Origin of the sequence: Enterobacter sp. Acro-832 (genome assembly GCF_011752745.1) — a bacterium.
Lineage (GTDB): Bacteria > Pseudomonadota > Gammaproteobacteria > Enterobacterales > Enterobacteriaceae > Enterobacter > Enterobacter quasiroggenkampii.
Genome location: NZ_VWWX01000007.1, coordinates 12,897 through 29,579 on the forward strand (window position 1 = coordinate 12,897; position 16,683 = coordinate 29,579).

Annotated in this window: 10 protein-coding genes; 7 read left to right on the plus strand and 3 right to left on the minus strand. The window is 57.5% G+C overall.

Annotation, left to right across the window (positions count from 1 at the left end; translation table 11 throughout):
* Positions 1-5 precede the first annotated feature (5 nt).
* The 5 genes from bcsZ to F3J31_RS19745 all read left to right on the plus strand — a co-directional run bounded on the left by bcsZ (position 6) and on the right by F3J31_RS19745 (position 9,869).
* Positions 6-1,112, plus strand: a complete 1,107-nt coding sequence (gene bcsZ, locus F3J31_RS19725; protein ID WP_167214983.1) for a cellulose synthase complex periplasmic endoglucanase BcsZ — start codon at positions 6-8, stop codon at positions 1,110-1,112.
* Positions 1,094-4,576, plus strand: coding sequence for a cellulose synthase complex outer membrane protein BcsC (gene bcsC / locus F3J31_RS19730; protein ID WP_167214869.1), 3,483 nt, complete (start codon positions 1,094-1,096; stop codon positions 4,574-4,576). Before bcsZ ends, bcsC begins: the two co-directional genes overlap by 19 nt.
* A 119-nt stretch (positions 4,577-4,695) precedes the next feature.
* Positions 4,696-6,702, plus strand: a complete 2,007-nt coding sequence (gene hmsP / locus F3J31_RS19735; protein ID WP_167214872.1) for a biofilm formation regulator HmsP — start codon at positions 4,696-4,698, stop codon at positions 6,700-6,702.
* A 159-nt stretch (positions 6,703-6,861) separates the two neighbouring features.
* Positions 6,862-8,148, plus strand: a complete 1,287-nt coding sequence (locus tag F3J31_RS19740) for a dicarboxylate/amino acid:cation symporter (protein WP_045909063.1) — start codon at positions 6,862-6,864, stop codon at positions 8,146-8,148.
* A 227-nt stretch (positions 8,149-8,375) separates the two neighbouring features.
* Positions 8,376-9,869, plus strand: a complete 1,494-nt coding sequence (locus F3J31_RS19745; protein ID WP_048027805.1) for a pitrilysin family protein — start codon at positions 8,376-8,378, stop codon at positions 9,867-9,869.
* 46 nt (positions 9,870-9,915) lie between these two features.
* Here the strand turns inward: F3J31_RS19745 and F3J31_RS19750 are convergent, their stop codons facing one another.
* Entirely contained in the window at positions 9,916-10,845 is a 930-nt protein-coding gene (locus F3J31_RS19750; protein WP_063622769.1) for a sugar kinase, read from the minus strand.
* Between the two features lie 229 nt (positions 10,846-11,074).
* Here F3J31_RS19750 and pdeH point away from each other — a divergent pair, with 229 nt between their 5' ends.
* Positions 11,075-11,848 (plus strand): cyclic-guanylate-specific phosphodiesterase, encoded by a 774-nt coding sequence (gene pdeH, locus F3J31_RS19755; RefSeq protein ID WP_045909060.1) that lies wholly within the window; start codon positions 11,075-11,077, stop codon positions 11,846-11,848.
* 65 nt (positions 11,849-11,913) lie between these two features.
* Positions 11,914-13,956 (plus strand): AsmA family protein, encoded by a 2,043-nt coding sequence (locus F3J31_RS19760; RefSeq protein WP_167214874.1) that lies wholly within the window; start codon positions 11,914-11,916, stop codon positions 13,954-13,956.
* A 93-nt stretch (positions 13,957-14,049) separates the two neighbouring features.
* On the opposite strand, the gene F3J31_RS19765 is transcribed toward F3J31_RS19760, so the two are convergent.
* Positions 14,050-15,372: an MFS transporter gene (locus tag F3J31_RS19765; protein WP_023617091.1), complete on the minus strand. Its 1,323-nt coding sequence runs from the start codon at positions 15,370-15,372 to the stop codon at positions 14,050-14,052.
* Positions 15,373-15,632: 260 nt separating this feature from the next.
* The gene (yhjD, locus tag F3J31_RS19770) at positions 15,633-16,658 is read right to left on the minus strand and encodes an inner membrane protein YhjD (protein ID WP_111967783.1); all 1,026 of its coding nucleotides are present in this window, start codon (positions 16,656-16,658) and stop codon (positions 15,633-15,635) included.
* Positions 16,659-16,683: the final 25 nt, after the last annotated feature.

The window sequence follows — 16,683 nt, forward strand, 5'->3', positions numbered from 1 at the left end:
ATGTGATGAAAGCCTTTCGCTGGTGTGTATTAGCAGCGGTGATGCTGGCGGCGCTTCCTCTTCGCGCCGCCTGTACCTGGCCTGCCTGGGAGCAGTTTAAAAAGGACTACATCAGTGAGGGCGGGCGTGTCATTGACCCCAGTGACACGCGCAAAATTACGACCTCGGAAGGGCAAAGCTACGCCCTGTTCTTTGCCCTGGCGGCGAACGATCGCCAGGCCTTTGACCAGCTGCTGACGTGGACGCGCGATAATCTTGCCAGCGGCGATCTCAACGACCATCTGCCTGCCTGGCTATGGGGGCAGAAAGATAAAGAGACGTGGGCGGTGATTGATACCAACTCCGCCTCTGACGCCGATGTCTGGATCGCCTGGTCACTGCTCGAAGCGGGTCGGCTGTGGAAGCATCCGGACTATACCCGCACGGGTAAAGCGCTGCTGAAACGCATTGTCAGCGAGGAGGTGGTGAAAGTCCCGGGGCTTGGCGCAATGCTGCTTCCCGGCAAAGTCGGCTTTGCCGATGAACACGCCTGGCGCTTTAACCCCAGCTATCTTCCTCCGCAGCTAGCGGCTTATTTCACGCGGTTTGGCTCCCCGTGGACCCAGCTTCGTGAAACCAATCTGCGCCTGCTGCTGGAGAGTGCGCCGAAAGGCTTTTCGCCGGACTGGGTGCAGTATCAGAAAAACAGAGGCTGGCGGTTACAGCAGGAGAAAGCGCTGGTGGGCGGCTACGACGCCATCCGCGTGTATCTCTGGGTGGGCATGATGAGTGATAACGATCCTCAGAAAGCCCGGTTGCTGACGCGCTTCCAGCCGATGGCGGCAAAGACCATGAAACGGGGTGTGCCGCCGGAGAAAGTGGATGTGGCGACGGGGAAACGCACCGGCGACGGCCCGGTCGGGTTCTCTGCCGCTATGCTGCCGTTTTTACAACAACGTGATGCCCAGGCGATTCAGCGCCAGCGCGTTGCGGACCATTTTCCCGATAACAATGCCTATTACAGCTACGTGCTGACTCTTTTTGGGCAAGGATGGGATCAGCATCGTTTTCGCTTCACCGCAAAAGGTGAATTAATACCGGATTGGGGCCAGGAATGCGCAAGTTCACAGTAAATCTACTCAGTTTATCGCTTGGCCTGGCGCTTATGCCGTGGGCCCAGGCCGTTAACTCTCCGCAGCAAAAACAGCTGCTGGAGCAGGTGAGGCTGGGCGAATCGACACAGCGTGAGGATTTGGTTCGTCAGTCGCTCTATCGCCTTGAGCTGATTGACCCGAACAACCCTGACGTGATTGCCGCACGCTTTCGCTACCTGCTGCGTCAGGGCGATAACGCCGGCGCGCAAAAAGAGCTGGATCGTCTGAAAGGGATTGCGCCGGGTTCGAGTGCGTACCAGTCATCACGCAACACGATGCTGCTTTCTACTCCGGATGGCCGCCAGCAGCTCCAGCAGGCGCGACTGCTCGCCACTACGGGGCACACGCAGGAGGCGATTGCCGCCTATGACAAGCTATTTGACGGCAACCCGCCGGGTGGCGACGTGGCGACGGAATACTGGAACGTCGTGGCAAAAGATCCTGCTCGCCGCGGCGCGGCCATTAACCAGCTCAAGAAAATAAACAGCAGCAGTCCCGGAAATACGCAGCTGCAGGCGACGCTGTCCCAGCTTCTGTTCCAGAGCGGACGTCGTGATGAAGCCTTTGCGGTATTGCAGGAGATGGCCAAATCCACCAATGGCCGTAGCCAGGCGTCCGATATGTGGTATGACCAAATCAAAGACCAGCCTGCCAGCAGCGCCAGCGTCAGCGCGCTGCAAAAATACCTGAGCGTATTCAGCGACGGGGATAGCGTCGCGGCGGCGCGTGCCCAGCTTGAAGCGCAGCAAAAACAGCTCGCCGATCCGGCGTTCCGCGCGAAAGCCGAAGGGCTGGCAGCGGTGGATGCCGGGCAGGGAAGTAAGGCGGTGGCGGAGCTGCAAAAAGCCGTCAGCGCCAACCATGCTGACAGCGAAGCGGTGGGCGCCCTTGGACAGGCGTATTCCCAGAAGGGCGACCGCGCCCGCGCGGTGGCACAGTTTGAAAAGGCGATTGCCCTCGATCCCCAGAGCGATAACCGGGGTAAATGGGACAGTCTTCTGAAGGTTAACCGCTACTGGCTGCTGATCCAGCAGGGCGATGCGGCGCTGAAGGCGAATAATCCGGCGCAGGCAGAGCGTTACTATCAGCAGGCACGCAATATCGACAATACCGACAGCTATGCCGTGCTGGGGCTGGGCGACGCCGCCGCGGCGCGTAAAGATAACGACGCGGCGGAGCGTTACTATCGCCAGGCGCTGCGGATGGACAGCGGCAACAGCAATGCGGTTCGCGGCCTGGCCAATATTTACCGCGCGCAGTCGCCGGAGAAGGCTTCGCAGTTTATCCAGTCTCTCTCCGCCAGCCAGCGCCGTAGCATAGACGATATTGAACGTAGCCTGACCAACGAACAGCTCTCCGCCCAGGCCGAACAGCTTGAGAACCAGGGGAAATACGCGCAGGCAGCAGACATTCAGCGTCGTCGTCTGGCGCTCTCTCCCGGCGACGTGTGGATAACCTATCGTCTTTCGCGCGATCTCTACAGCGCGGGTCAGCGCAGCCAGGCGGACACCCTGATGCGTCAGCTTGCCCACCAGAAACCGTCCGACCCGGATCAGGTTTATGCTAACGGGCTCTACCTTTCCGGAAACGATCAGGACCGGGCCGCGCTGGCGCATCTGGAGACGCTGCCGCGCAGCCAGTGGAACGGCAATATTCAGGAGCTTGCCGACCGCCTGCAAAGCAACCAGGTGCTGGAAACCGCCAACCGCCTGCGCGACAGCGGCAAAGAGCAGGACGCAGAGAATCTTCTTCGCCAGCAGCCGACCTCCACCCGTATCGACCTCACGCTGGCGGACTGGGCACAGCAGCGTGGCGATCTTGACTCGGCGAAAACGACGTACAACGCCGTCCTGCAGCGTGAGCCGCAGAATGAAGACGCGCTCCTCGGCCTGACCGAGATTTACAGCGCGCAGGGTAACAACGATGCCGCGCGCGCGGAGCTGGCGAAGCTGCCCGCCGCGCAAAACGGCCAGCCGCTGTCGCTCAATATGCAGCGCCGCATCGCGATGGCGCAGGCGGGTCTGGGCGATGCCGCTGCCGCAGAGCAGACCTTCAATAAAATTATTCCGCAGGCAAAATCGCAGCCTGGCTCCATGGAAAACGCGCTGGTGCTGCGTGATGCCGCACGTTTCCAGGCGCAGAACGGCCAGCCTAAGCAGGCGCTGGAAACCTATAAAGATGCGATGGTATCGACGGGTATCACCACGACGCGTCCGGCTGATAACGACAGTTTCACCCGTCTGACGCGTAACGATGAAAAAGACGACTGGCTGAAGCGCGGCGTGCGCAGTGATGCCGGTGAGTTGTACCGTCAGCAGGATGTTAACGTCACGCTGCAGCACGATTACTGGGGCTCCAGCGGTACGGGCGGTTATTCCGATCTGAAAGCGCATACCACCATGCTGCAGGTGGATGCGCCGCTCTCTGATGGACGCATGTTCTTCAGAAGCGATCTGGTCAATATGGATGCCGGGTCATTTGATACCAGGAACGGGACTTACGATCCTAAATGGGGAACCTGCTACGAAACGCCGTGTAGCGGCAACACCCATCAGTCAGACAATGGCGCGAGCGTTGCCGTCGGCTGGCAGAATAAAACCTGGGCGATGGATATTGGCACCACGCCAATGGGCTTTGACGTCGTCGATGTGGTGGGCGGCATCAGCTACAGCAGCGATCTGGGGCCCATCGGCTATACCGTTAACGCCCATCGTCGGCCAATCTCCAGCTCTCTGCTGGCCTTCGGCGGGCAAAAAGATACCAATACCGGCACCACCTGGGGCGGCGTACGCGCCACCGGTGGCGGCGTAAGTATGAGCTATGACAAAGGGGAAGCGAACGGCGTCTGGTCAAGCCTGAACGCGGAAACGCTGACGGGTAAAAATGTGGAGGATAACTGGCGCGTCCGCTGGATGACGGGTTATTACTACAAGCTCATTAATAAAAACAACGAGCGCCTGACGGTCGGTGTGTCCAACATGCTCTGGCACTACGACAAAGACCTGAGCGGTTATACCCTGGGCCAGGGCGGCTATTACAGCCCGCAGGAGTATGTCTCCTTCGCCTTGCCGGTGACATGGCGTAAGCGCACGGAAAACTGGTCCTGGGAGCTGGGGGGCTCGGTCTCCTGGTCCCACTCTAAAACCAAAGACGAGCTGCGCTACCCGATTCAGAATCTGATCCCGACCGATGAGCCAGACCGCTATACTGACCGGGGCGCGATGGAAACCGGCAGCAGTTCTTCCGGGACGGGTTATACCGCACGGGCAATAATCGAGCGGCGGGTCACGTCCAACTGGTTTGTGGGCATGGGCGTGGATATCCAGCAAGCGAAAGACTATACCCCAAGCCACGCGCTGATCTATGTGCGCTACTCTGCTGCAGGCTGGCAGGGCGATATGGACTTACCGCCGCAGCCGCTTATCCCTTACGCGGACTGGTAATCGGATTTTCCTTAATCCATTTGTAAGTCTCTCTTAATAGCGCGGCAATCGGGTATACTCAGGCGCGCCAGGTTTACACCCTGGCGCGCCCTGCGCTTCGAGTTTTGTGGAGAGTCATTTTGCGTGTCAGCCGTTCCTTAACAATCAAACAGATGGCGATGGTCTCTGCCGTCACCCTGCTGTTTGTCCTGCTCTTCTGCGTCATTTTGCTGTTTCATTCCGTACAGCAGAATCGCTACAACACGGCTTCACAATTAGAAAGCATCGCCCGCTCGGTACGCGGCCCGCTGTCTGCCTCCATCCTGAAAGGGGATATCCCCGAGGCGGAAACCATACTGAAACGCATTCAGCCAGCTGGTGTTGTGAGCCGGGCGGACGTCGTGCTCCCCAACCAGTTTCAGGCGCTGCGGATGAGCTTTATCCCGGAACGTCCCGTCCCGATGATGGTGATGCGCCTGTTTGAACTGCCGGTGCAAATTTCGCTTCCCGTCTATTCGCTTGAACGCCCTGCGAATCCGCAGCCGCTGGCCTACCTGGTGTTACAGGCAGACTCCTACCGCATGTATAAATTCGTCATGAGTTGGGTGGTTACGTTAGTGACCACTTGCTTACTTATGACGCTTATTCTCAGCGTGGCGCTCACCTGGTGCATCAACCGGCTGATTGTCCATCCCCTGCGCCGTATCGCCCGCGAGCTGAACACGCTCGCCCCGCAGGATCAGATGGGACACCAGCTTGAGCTGCCGCGTCTGCATCATGACGATGAGATCGGCATGCTGGTGCGTAGCTATAACCTTAACCAGCAGCGCATCCAGCGCCAGCAGGATGAACTGAACAGCAGCGCCACCCGTTTTCCGGTATCGGAGCTCCCCAATAAAGCCTTCCTGATGGCGATGCTGGAGCAAACCGTTGAGCGCCAGCAAACCACCGCGCTGATGGTCATTGCCTGCGAAACCCTGCAGGACACGGCTGGCGTGCTTCAGGAGAGCCAGCGCGAAATGCTGCTGCTCACCCTGGTGGAAAAGATCAAATCTGTCCTCGCCCCGCGCATGGTGCTGACTCAGGTCAGCGGTTACGACCTGGTGGTGATTGCCAACGGCGTAAAAGAACCCTGGCATGCGATTACGTTAGGTCAGCAAGTACTCACTGTCATTAATGAGCGGCTGCCGATTCAGGGTATCCAGCTTCGCCCGAGCGCCAGTATCGGGATTGCCATGTTCTATGGCGATCTGACCGCGGAACAGCTTTATCGCCGCGCCTTCTCGGCGGCCTTTACCGCCCGGCGCAAAGGCAAAAACCAGATCCAGTTCTTCGACCCGGCGCAGATGGAAAAGGCGCAGCAGCGCCTGACGGAAGAGAGCGACATCCTGACCGCGCTGGATAACCGCCAGTTTGCCCTCTGGCTGCAGCCACAGGTGGACCTGCAGACGGGAGAGGTGAAAAGCGCCGAGGCCCTGCTGCGTCTGCAGCAGCCGGATGGCTCATGGGAGCTGCCGGAAGGGCTGATTGAGCGCATCGAGTCCTGTGGCCTGATGGTTACCGTCGGCTACTGGGTGCTGGAGGAGTGCTGTCGTCAGCTTGCCGCCTGGCAGGAGCGTGGCGTGACGCTGCCGCTGTCGGTCAACCTGTCTGCCCTGCAGCTTATGCACCCGACCATGGTTTCAGAGATGCTGGAGCTGATCCATCGTTACCGCATCAAGCCTAATACGTTAACCCTGGAAGTGACGGAGAGCCGACGCATCGACGATCCCAATGAGGCGGTCGCGATTCTCAAGCCGCTGCGTAATGCCGGTATTCGCATTGCCCTGGACGATTTTGGCATGGGGTACGCCGGGCTGCGTCAGCTTCAGCACATGAAGACCCTTCCGGTGGATGTGCTCAAAATTGACAAAGCGTTTGTCGACGGACTGCCGGGCGACAGCAGCATGGTGCAGGCGATTATCCAGATGGCGCGTAGCCTCAACCTGCACCTTATTGCCGAAGGGATTGAAACCGACGCGCAACGCGCCTGGCTGGCAGAGGCGGGCGTGGAGAGCGGGCAAGGCTTCCTGTTTGCCCCTGCAGTCCCTTCGGATGTCTTTGAAGAACGATACCTTTCTGGCACCGATCACCACGCAAAAGCGTAATTTTGTTGCTGGCTTGTGCGAGCCAGCTCAAAGTTCTTAACATTTGTGTTTCAAATTTGAACTGAGTTTATTTCTGTCCTGTTATGTGGGTGTTATTTTAAAGCCGCAGGTTAACCATAACCTTACAAAGCCTGTGGTTTTTCTTCCCAAGGACACCTTATGAAAACCTCACTCTTCAAAAGTCTTTATTTCCAGGTCCTGACAGCCATCGCCATCGGTATTCTGCTGGGTCACTATTACCCTGAACTGGGCGCGCAAATGAAACCGCTTGGCGACGCGTTCGTTAAGCTCATTAAAATGGTCATCGCGCCGGTGATCTTCTGTACGGTCGTCACGGGCATCGCTGGCATGGAAAGCATGAAGGCGGTCGGTCGTACCGGTGCAGTGGCGCTTCTCTATTTTGAAGTGGTCAGTACCCTTGCGCTGATTATCGGTCTGATCATCGTCAACGTGGTGCAGCCAGGCGCGGGGATGAACGTCGATCCGGCGACGCTGGATGCCAAAGCGGTTGCGGTCTATGCCGAGCAGGCGAAGGATCAGGGCGTGGTCGCCTTCCTGCTGGACGTCATTCCTGGCAGCGTCATAGGCGCGTTCGCCAGCGGAAACATCCTCCAGGTGCTGCTGTTCGCCGTGATGTTTGGCTTTGCCCTGCACCGTCTGGGCAGCAAAGGCCAGCTTATCTTTAACGTGATCGAAAGCTTCTCGCAGGTCATCTTCGGCATCATCAATATGATCATGCGCCTGGCGCCCATCGGTGCCTTCGGTGCGATGGCCTTCACCATCGGTAAGTATGGCGTCGGTACGCTGGTCCAGTTGGGTCAGCTGATTATCTGCTTCTATATCACCTGTATTCTTTTCGTGGTGGTGGTGCTGGGCTCCATCGCCCGTGCGACCGGTTTCAGCATCTTCAAATTTATCCGTTACATCCGCGAAGAGCTGCTGATTGTTCTGGGAACCTCCTCGTCAGAATCGGCGCTGCCGCGCATGCTCGATAAGATGGAGAAACTCGGGTGTCGTAAATCGGTGGTCGGGCTGGTGATCCCGACGGGCTACTCCTTCAACCTGGATGGCACCTCGATATACCTGACGATGGCGGCGGTGTTTATCGCGCAGGCGACCAACAGCCATATGGATATTTTCCATCAGATTACCCTGCTGGTGGTGCTCCTGCTCTCCTCTAAAGGCGCGGCAGGCGTGACGGGCAGCGGCTTTATCGTGCTGGCCGCCACCATTTCTGCTGTGGGTCACCTGCCGGTGGCGGGTCTGGCGTTGATTCTGGGGATTGACCGCTTCATGTCTGAGGCCCGTGCGCTAACCAACCTGGTGGGTAACGGCGTGGCAACGGTGGTGGTGGCGAAATGGGTGAAAGAGCTGGATCACAAAAAGCTCGACGATACTCTGAATAATCGTTCAACTGACAGCAAAAATCCTGGCTTATCCTCTTAATCTTGTCACAAATGCCCGTATTCCCTTGTGGGGATGCGGGCTCCTGCGCATAATAACTGTTCATACCTGTCATAATTCGACAAGATTTTTTTTGGGTATATTTCACTTCGGACCGTGACGTTTTGCCGAACGCGCGGTCTAATCGACGTGTTTTCATCGTCATCTTTAAGAGTGAAGCGCGTCGCGAGGCACTCTTTTTTAACCAGGAATGTTGATCAGGGGTTCACATGCAGGGCACAAAAATTCGACTCTTAACCGGCGGTTTGCTGATGATGGCAGCAGCCAGTTATGTGCAGGCAGATGCGCTCCAGCCAGACCCGGCCTGGCAACAAGGGACATTAGCGAACGGTTTTCAGTGGCAGGTGTTAGCCACGCCGCAACGTCCCAGTGACCGTATTGAAATCCGTCTGTCTGTTAATACCGGTTCCCTCACGGAAAGCACCCAGCAAACCGGTTTCAGCCACTTTATTCCCCGGCTGGCGCTCACTCAGAGCGGCAGCCTGCAAGCGGTTCAGGTGCGTTCGCTCTGGCAACAGGCCATCGATCCAAAACGCCCACTCCCGCCGGCGGTGGTCTCGTATGACTACACCATGTTTAACCTGAGCCTGCCTAATAACCGCAACGATCTGCTTAAAGAAGCCCTGACGTATCTCTCCGATGCCTCTGGCAATCTGGCGATTACGCCGGATACCGTCAACTATGCGTTGAGCAACAGCGACATGGTGGCGACCTGGCCTGGAGATACCAAAGAGGGCTGGTGGCGTTACCGCCTGAAAGGCTCGACGTTACTCGGACATGACCCGGCCGAACCGCTGAAACAGCCGGTGGATGCTGAGCAGGTGAAAACGTTCTATCAGAAATGGTACACCCCGGACGCAATGACGCTGATCGTGGTGGGTAACGTGGACAGCCGCGCGGTGGTAGAGCAGATCAACAAAGCGTTTGGCGATCTGAAAGGCAAGCGTGAATCGCCAGCCCCTGTTCCAACACTCTCCCCGCTGCGCGCAGAGCCTGTCAGCATTATGACGGACACCGTGCGTCAGGACCGACTCTCCGTGATGTGGGATAACGCCTGGCAGCCCATCCGTGAGTCCGCGGCGCTGTTGCGCTACTGGCGTGCCGACCTGGCACGTGAAGCGCTGTTCTGGCACGTCCAGCAGACGCTCAGTAAGAACAACGTGAAGAATATCGGCCTTGGCTTTGACTGCCGCGTGCTGTTCCAGCGTGCGCAATGCGCCATCAACGTTGAATCACCGGGCGATAAGCTGAATGCCAATCTGGGCGTCGTGGCGAAAGAGCTGGCAAAAGTGCGTAAAGAGGGGCTCTCTGAAGAGGAGTTCAACGCGCTTGTGGCCCAGAAAAAACTCGAGCTGCAGAAGCTGTTCGCGACCTACGCGCGCGCCGATACCGACATTCTGATCAGCCAGCGTATTCGCTCCCTGCAGAACCAGGTGGTGGACATTGCGCCGGAACAGTACCAGAAGCTTCGTCAGGACTTCCTGAGCGGTCTGACCGTCGATATGCTCAACCAGGAGCTCCGCCAGCAGCTGTCGCAGGAGATGGCGTTGATTCTCCTGCAACCGAAGGGCGAGCCGGAATATGACATGAAGGAACTTCAGACGACCTGGGATTCCATCATGGCCACCGCGCCGCAGCCGACGCAGTCCGCGACGGCTGATGATTTACATCAGGACGCGACGGATATCCCGCAAGGGCAGTAATGGGTCGACATTCCCTCTCCCTGTGGGAGAGGGTTAAGGTGAGGGCTTAAACAGGCATCGCTTCGCGCGGAATAATCGCCCCGCGATACTGAATGACGGTGCTGGCCGTCAGGTGTCCACGCTGTGCCGCGGCTTCCGGTGTTCCACCCGTCAGGCGTACCGCCAGATAGCCCGCGCTGAATGAATCACCCGCCGCCGTGGTATCAATCACTTTCTCTTTGGCAAGCTTCACCGCCGGGACCTCAACCACTGCTTCACCCGCAATCGCGACCAGGCATGAATCCGCACCGCGCTTAATCACCACTTCACGCACGCCAGCCGCCTGCGTGCGTGCAATCACGTCTTCTACCGGTTTCTCACCCCACAGGGCGTCTTCATCGTCGAGCGTCAGGAAGGCGATGTCGGTGCATTGCAGCATCTGCTGATAGACCTGCTGCGTCTCTTCACGGCTGGACCACAGGCGCGGGCGGTAGTTGTTATCGAAAATAACCTTACCGCCGTTGGCACGACACGCGCGCAGCAGCGAGAGCAACTTTTCACGGCTGGCCGGGCTGAGGATAGCCAGGCTGATCCCGCTCAGATAGAGATAGTCGAAGGTCGCCAGCTCCTGGCAGATGGCCGCGGCGGCCTCGCTCTCCAGCCAGAATTTGGCCGCAGCTTCGTTACGCCAGTAATAAAACGTGCGTTCGCCAGTGCTGTCGGTTTCGATGTAATAAAGCCCCGGCAGGCGGTTTTCCATACGCTGAATCAGCGACGTTTCAACCTGTTCACTCTGCCAGGCCTCCAGCATTTGCTGGCTGAAGCTGTCCGTGCCCAGAGCGGTAACATAGTTCACGGTGAGCGCCTCAGGCGCAACCTGACGGGCAATATAAACCGACGTGTTTAACGTATCGCCACCAAATCCGCGGCTCACTTCCGCGCCTTTTTGTGACAGCTCAATCATGCATTCGCCAATCACGGCAATTTTTTTAGACATAATCGTGAACCTGAACAGAAGAATTAACAGCAGTGTGCGCTGAGTGAATTAACCGGTCAACTATATTAAAACAACGTTCCATTATTTTATTTGAGCCAACGCGTGTTCCTGCGCATTTCTGTCATCTTAATTTCATTTTCCCGGTGAATTGAACATAAAGTTCTCAATTGTCGCGCCGATAATCCTGTGACGAGTCCAGAAAGGCCATCCCAACAACAGGACATCTGAAATGAAGTCAGAGCAGGTTATCCAGCGGCTGAGCACCACGCCTGAGGCAAGTATTGAGAACTTGCAGGAGCATCGCTACTGGCTGCAATGTGAGCGTGCGTACACTTATCAGCCGATATACCGAACAGACGGTCGACTGATGGCCATTGAAATTTTGACCGTCGTAACGCACCCCTCAAACCCTACCCAGCGCATCGCACCGGATCGCTATTTTGCCGAAGTTGCTGTTCGCCAGCGTCTGGACGTGCTGGAAGAGCAGCTCCATATGCTCGCAACGAAGCAGCCCTTTTTCGAACAGCACGATATCCTCGCCTCCGTGAATGTTGATGGTCCCACTCTGCTGGCGCTGCGTCAGAACGCGAAATTGCAGGAGCTGATTGCTACCCTGCCGTGGGTGCGCTTTGAGCTGGTGGAGCATGTCCGCCTGCCGCAGGACTCCTCGTTTGCCTCCATATGCGAATATGGCCCGCTGTGGCTGGATGACTTTGGCACCGGCATGGCGAACTTTTCGGCCCTGAGTGAAGTGCGTTATGACTACATCAAAGTGGCCCGCGATCTGTTCATTATGCTGCGTCAGACCCCGGAAGGGCGGAACCTGTTTACGCTGCTATTGCAGCTGATGAACCGCTATTGCCAGGGCGTGATTGTTGAAGGTGTGGAAACGCTGGAAGAGTGGCGTGATGTGCAAAGCTCGCCTGCCGCGGCGGCGCAAGGCTATTTCCTCTCCCGTCCGGTACCCATGGATCGCCTCGATAGCGTGATAACTACCCTCTGATAAGCCCGCTTCCCTTTGTCTGGACTATAGTTTTACAGGACAGGTCATCAGGAAAGGGGATAAAAATGACAAGAACAACCAGGGTAATCTCCTGGACAGCAGGGATTTTCTTGTTGTTGATCGTGGTCGTCGCCATCATTATCGCGACGTTTGACTGGAACCGTCTTAAGCCGACCATCAACCAGAAAGTCTCAACCGAACTGAACCGCCCCTTCGCCATACGCGGTGATTTAGGGGTCGTGTGGGAGCGTCAGAAAGAGGAGCCCGGCTGGCGAAGCTGGATCCCGTGGCCACACGTCCACGCCGACGACATCATTCTCGGTAACCCGCCGGATATCCCGGCGGTCACCATGATCCACCTGCCGCGCGTTGAGGCCACGCTGGCCCCGCTCGCGCTGTTCACCAAAACCGTCTATCTGCCGTGGATCAAACTTCAACAGCCCGACGCGCGCCTGATCCGCCTCTCAGAAAAAAATAACAACTGGACCTTTAACCTTGCCAGCGACGGCGAAAAGGATCCGAACGCCCAGCCTTCTTCCTGGTCATTCCGTCTCGACAATATTCTCTTCGATCGCGGGCGGATCGCCATCGACGACAAAGTCAGCAAGGCCGACGTGGAGATCCTGGTCGATCCGCTGGGCAAGCCGCTGCCGTTTAGCGAGGTCACGGGGACGAAAGCCAAAGGTGACACGGCAAGCGTGGGCGACTATGTCTTCGGCCTGACGGCAAAAGGACGCTACAACGACCAGCCGCTCAGCGGTAAAGGGAAAATAGGCGGCATGCTGGCGCTCCGGAGCGAAGGCACGCCGTTCCCGGTGCAGGCGGACTTCCATTCCGGTAACACCCGCGTGGCGTTTGTGGGGACGGTCAACGACCCGATGAACATGGGCGGCGTCGATCTTCAGCTTAAATTTGCCGGTGATTCGCTGGGCGAGCTGTATGAGCTGACCGGCGTGCTGCTGCCGGATACGCCACCGTTCGAAACGGACGGGCATCTGGTCGCCAAAATCGATACCGAAAAAGCGTCTGTTTTTGACTACCGCGATTTTAACGGCCGCATCGGCGACAGCGATATCCACGGCTCGCTGACCTACACCACCGGAAAACCGAGGCCGAAGCTGGAAGGGGACGTTGAGTCCCGTCAGCTGCGTCTGGCCGATCTCGGCCCGCTGATCGGCGTGGATTCCGGCAAAGGCACAAAATCAAAAGAGGTGAAAAAGGACATTCAGCCTGCGGGAAAAGTGCTGCCTTACGATCGCTTTGAAACCGATAAGTGGAACGTGATGGATGCGGACGTCCGCTTCAAAGGGCGTAAAATTGAGCATGGCAGCACGTTGCCGTTGAGCGATCTCTCGACGCATATCATCCTCAAAAACGCCGACCTGCGCCTGCAGCCGCTGAAGTTTGGCATGGCAGGCGGAACGATTTCCTCAAACATTCACCTGGAAGGCGATAAAAAGCCGATGCAGGGCCGGGCGGAGATTCAGGCGCGCAGGCTTAAGCTGAAAGCGCTGATGCCGAACGTCGAGCTGATGCAGAAAACCCTCGGCGAGATGAACGGCGATGCCGACATTCGCGGCGTGGGTAACTCCGTGGCGGCGCTGCTGGGCAGCGGTAATGGCAACCTGAAGCTGCTGATGAACGACGGGCTGGTGAGCCGCAACCTGATGGAGATCCTGGGGCTGAACGTCGGGAACTACATCATCGGGCAAATCTTCGGCGATGATGAGGTACGGGTGAACTGTGCGGCGGCCAATCTGGATCTGGTGAACGGCGTGGCGCGTCCGCAGATTTTTGCCTTCGACACGGAAAACGCGGTGATTAACGTGACCGGAACCGCCAGCATGGCCTCCGAGCAGCTTGATCTGACGATTGACCCGGAGAGTAAGGGGATCCGTATTATCACGCTGCGCTCGCCGCTGTACGTGCGCGGGACCTTCAAAAATCCGCAGGCGGGCGTGAAGCCCGGACCGCTGATTGCGCGTGGTGCGGTGGCTGCGGCGCTTGCGACGCTGGTTACCCCAGCCGCAGCGCTGCTGGCGTTGATATCGCCATCAGAAGGCGAGGCGAATCAGTGCCGGACCATTTTGTCACAGATGAAGAAGTAAGGTGCGGCCTGTTATTGCCGGATGGCGCTGCGCTTACCCGGCCTACATTTGAATCGTAGGCCGGGTAAGGCGTAGCCGCCACCCGGCATTAGCTTACAGAGCCTGGTGCTTCGTCTCGTGCGTCAGCAGCAGCGCAATCAGCGTCAGCGCCGCCATGGCCGCCAGATAGACGCCCACATAGAACAGACCATAGTTTGCCTGCAGCCAGGTGGCGATATACGGTGCTACGGAGGCGCCCAGAATAGACGAGACGTTATAGGAGAACGACGCGCCGGTATAACGCACTTCCGTTGGGAACAGCTCTGGCAGCAGCGCACCCATCGGGCCGAAGGTCAACCCCATCAGGCTCAGGCCAATCAGCAGATAGGCCATCACCAGCGCCGGGCTGCCTGAACCCAGCAGCGGCGGGAAGACGAACAGAGCAAACAGAATGATCAGCGTGGTGATGGTAATCATGCTCGCGCGACGACCGAACTTATCCGCCAGCAGCCCCGCAATCGGAACCATCACGCCAAACCCGATCACCGCCATCATCAGCATCCACAGCACTTCGTTACGCGGCAGACCCAGCCCAACCGGCGCGGCGGCGGTACTGAAGGTCATGGAGTAAACAGTCATGATGTAGAACAGCGTGTAGGTGGCGAGCATGATAAACGTGCCCAGCACGGTCACGCGAACGTGTTTGGTCAGCAGCGTGCCCAGCGGTACTTTCACCTGTTTGTTCGCCGCGGCCACTTTCGCGAAAACCGGGGTCTCATGCAGAGAAACACGTACGTACAGGCCAATCAGCACCAGCACGGCTGAGAAGACAAACGGGATACGCCAGCCCCAGCTCATGAACTGTTCATCCGTCAGCAGCCAGGAGAGCAGCAGGAACGTCCCGTTGGCAAAGAAGAAGCCAATCGGTGCGCCCAGCTGCGGGAAAGAACCGTACAGCGCGCGCTTGCGCGCCGGGGCGTTCTCGGTGGCCAGCAGCGCCGCGCCACCCCATTCACCACCCAGGCCCAGACCCTGACCAAAACGCGCCAGCGCCAGCAGGACTGGCGCCAGAATGCCGATGGTCTCATACGTCGGCAGCAGGCCGATGGCCACGGTGGAGATCCCCATCGTCAGCAGCGAGGCCACCAGCGTCACTTTACGTCCAATGCGATCGCCAAAGTGTCCAAACAGCGCGGAGCCAATCGGACGCGCAACAAACGCGATAGCAAAGGTCGCCAGGGACTGCAGCGTGGCCGCCGTCGGATCGCCCTGCGGGAAGAAAATGTGCGGGAAGACGATGACCGCCGCGGTGGCGTAAATATAAAAGTCGAAGAACTCGATGGCGGTGCCAATCAGCGAGGCGACGACAACTTTATTGCGCGAATTTACCGGAACGTTTTCCGTTTCTGAGTCGAGTGTGGTGGCGGTTGCTTGCATAATATTTTCTTATTTTTGTCGAACGAAAGGCCATATTACGCACAGCAAAAGCGACATTTCAATCTGTAACAAAGCCGCGACCTGGTGATAAAAGCAACAAAAAGCGGATAATTTTCAGGCCAGCCAAAACACGTCTATGAAATGCTTCACAGATTTTAAATATCAGTCAATAAAACTGGTTTTCGGTTAAATAAAAGTTACGGACTGGATTTATATGCTGAAATGATGAATCGGGCTGAAATTTCAGCCCGGGAGTGGCGTTACCGGTGTGTTTTACCCGGCATTCTCGGGTCGTCTTTGTACTCGGCAGTGGCAATCCATGCTGCGCAGAACAGGGTTAAACGTGCGAAGAAATAGAAGAACGCCATTAACCCCAGCACCGAGCCGAACGCCGCGCCGGAAGGGGATTTCACCAGTGACGGCAGGGTGTAGGTCATCACGATTTTGATCACCTCAAAGCCGATCGCCGCGATCAACGTGCCGCGGATCAGCGCCTTCTTGCGCGGACGATGACGGGGCAAGCGCCAGAAGATCCAGAAGAACAGCAGGTAGTTGGCAAAGATCGAGATCGCCAGCCCAATGCTGCGCCAGGCGGGCTTCAGCCATTCGATGTAATCAAGATAGAGCGCGGAGATGATCATCTGCTGCGCCGAGCCCGCCACGGAGGTAATGGAAAGCGTCACGATGAGCGCGACGAGCAGGCCAATCAGCGAAACAAAATCACGGAGATACTTAACCCAGATTTTCTCCTGGTCCTGCGGCTTACGCTCCCAGACGTCGCGCGACTGGGCGCGAATGGCCTCGCGCAGGTTGCCCATCCAGTTAACGCCAGAGTAAAGGGCAATCAGCAAGCCGACGATACCGACGGTAGTACGCTGCTGCACGGCGGTATTGATGGTGCTTTTGAGCGTGCTGGCAAGGGTTGGGTCACTGACGTTATTCAGGATCTTATTAAAGATATCCTGCAGCAGCGTCGGGTGCGAGGCGAGCACAAAACCGGCCGCCGCAAACGACACCATCAGGATCGGGATCATCGACAGGAAGGAAAAATAGGTGATGGCGGCACCAAACTGGTTTCCCATGCGGTCATTAAAGCGTTCGGTCGCGCGTATCAGATGCGCAATCATGGGAAACTGCTGAATTCTGGCGACAATGCCGGTGACGGTCCCCAGTGCTTTACTGGCGGTACCAGGGGACCTGGCCTCTTCAGGCCCGGTTTCCATCTTTTTGACGGGCTCATACTCTAAATGTTGGGTGGGTCGTTGCGGGTTGTTTTCCGGCGTCACGCGTCTTTTCCTTTTCGTTTGGCTG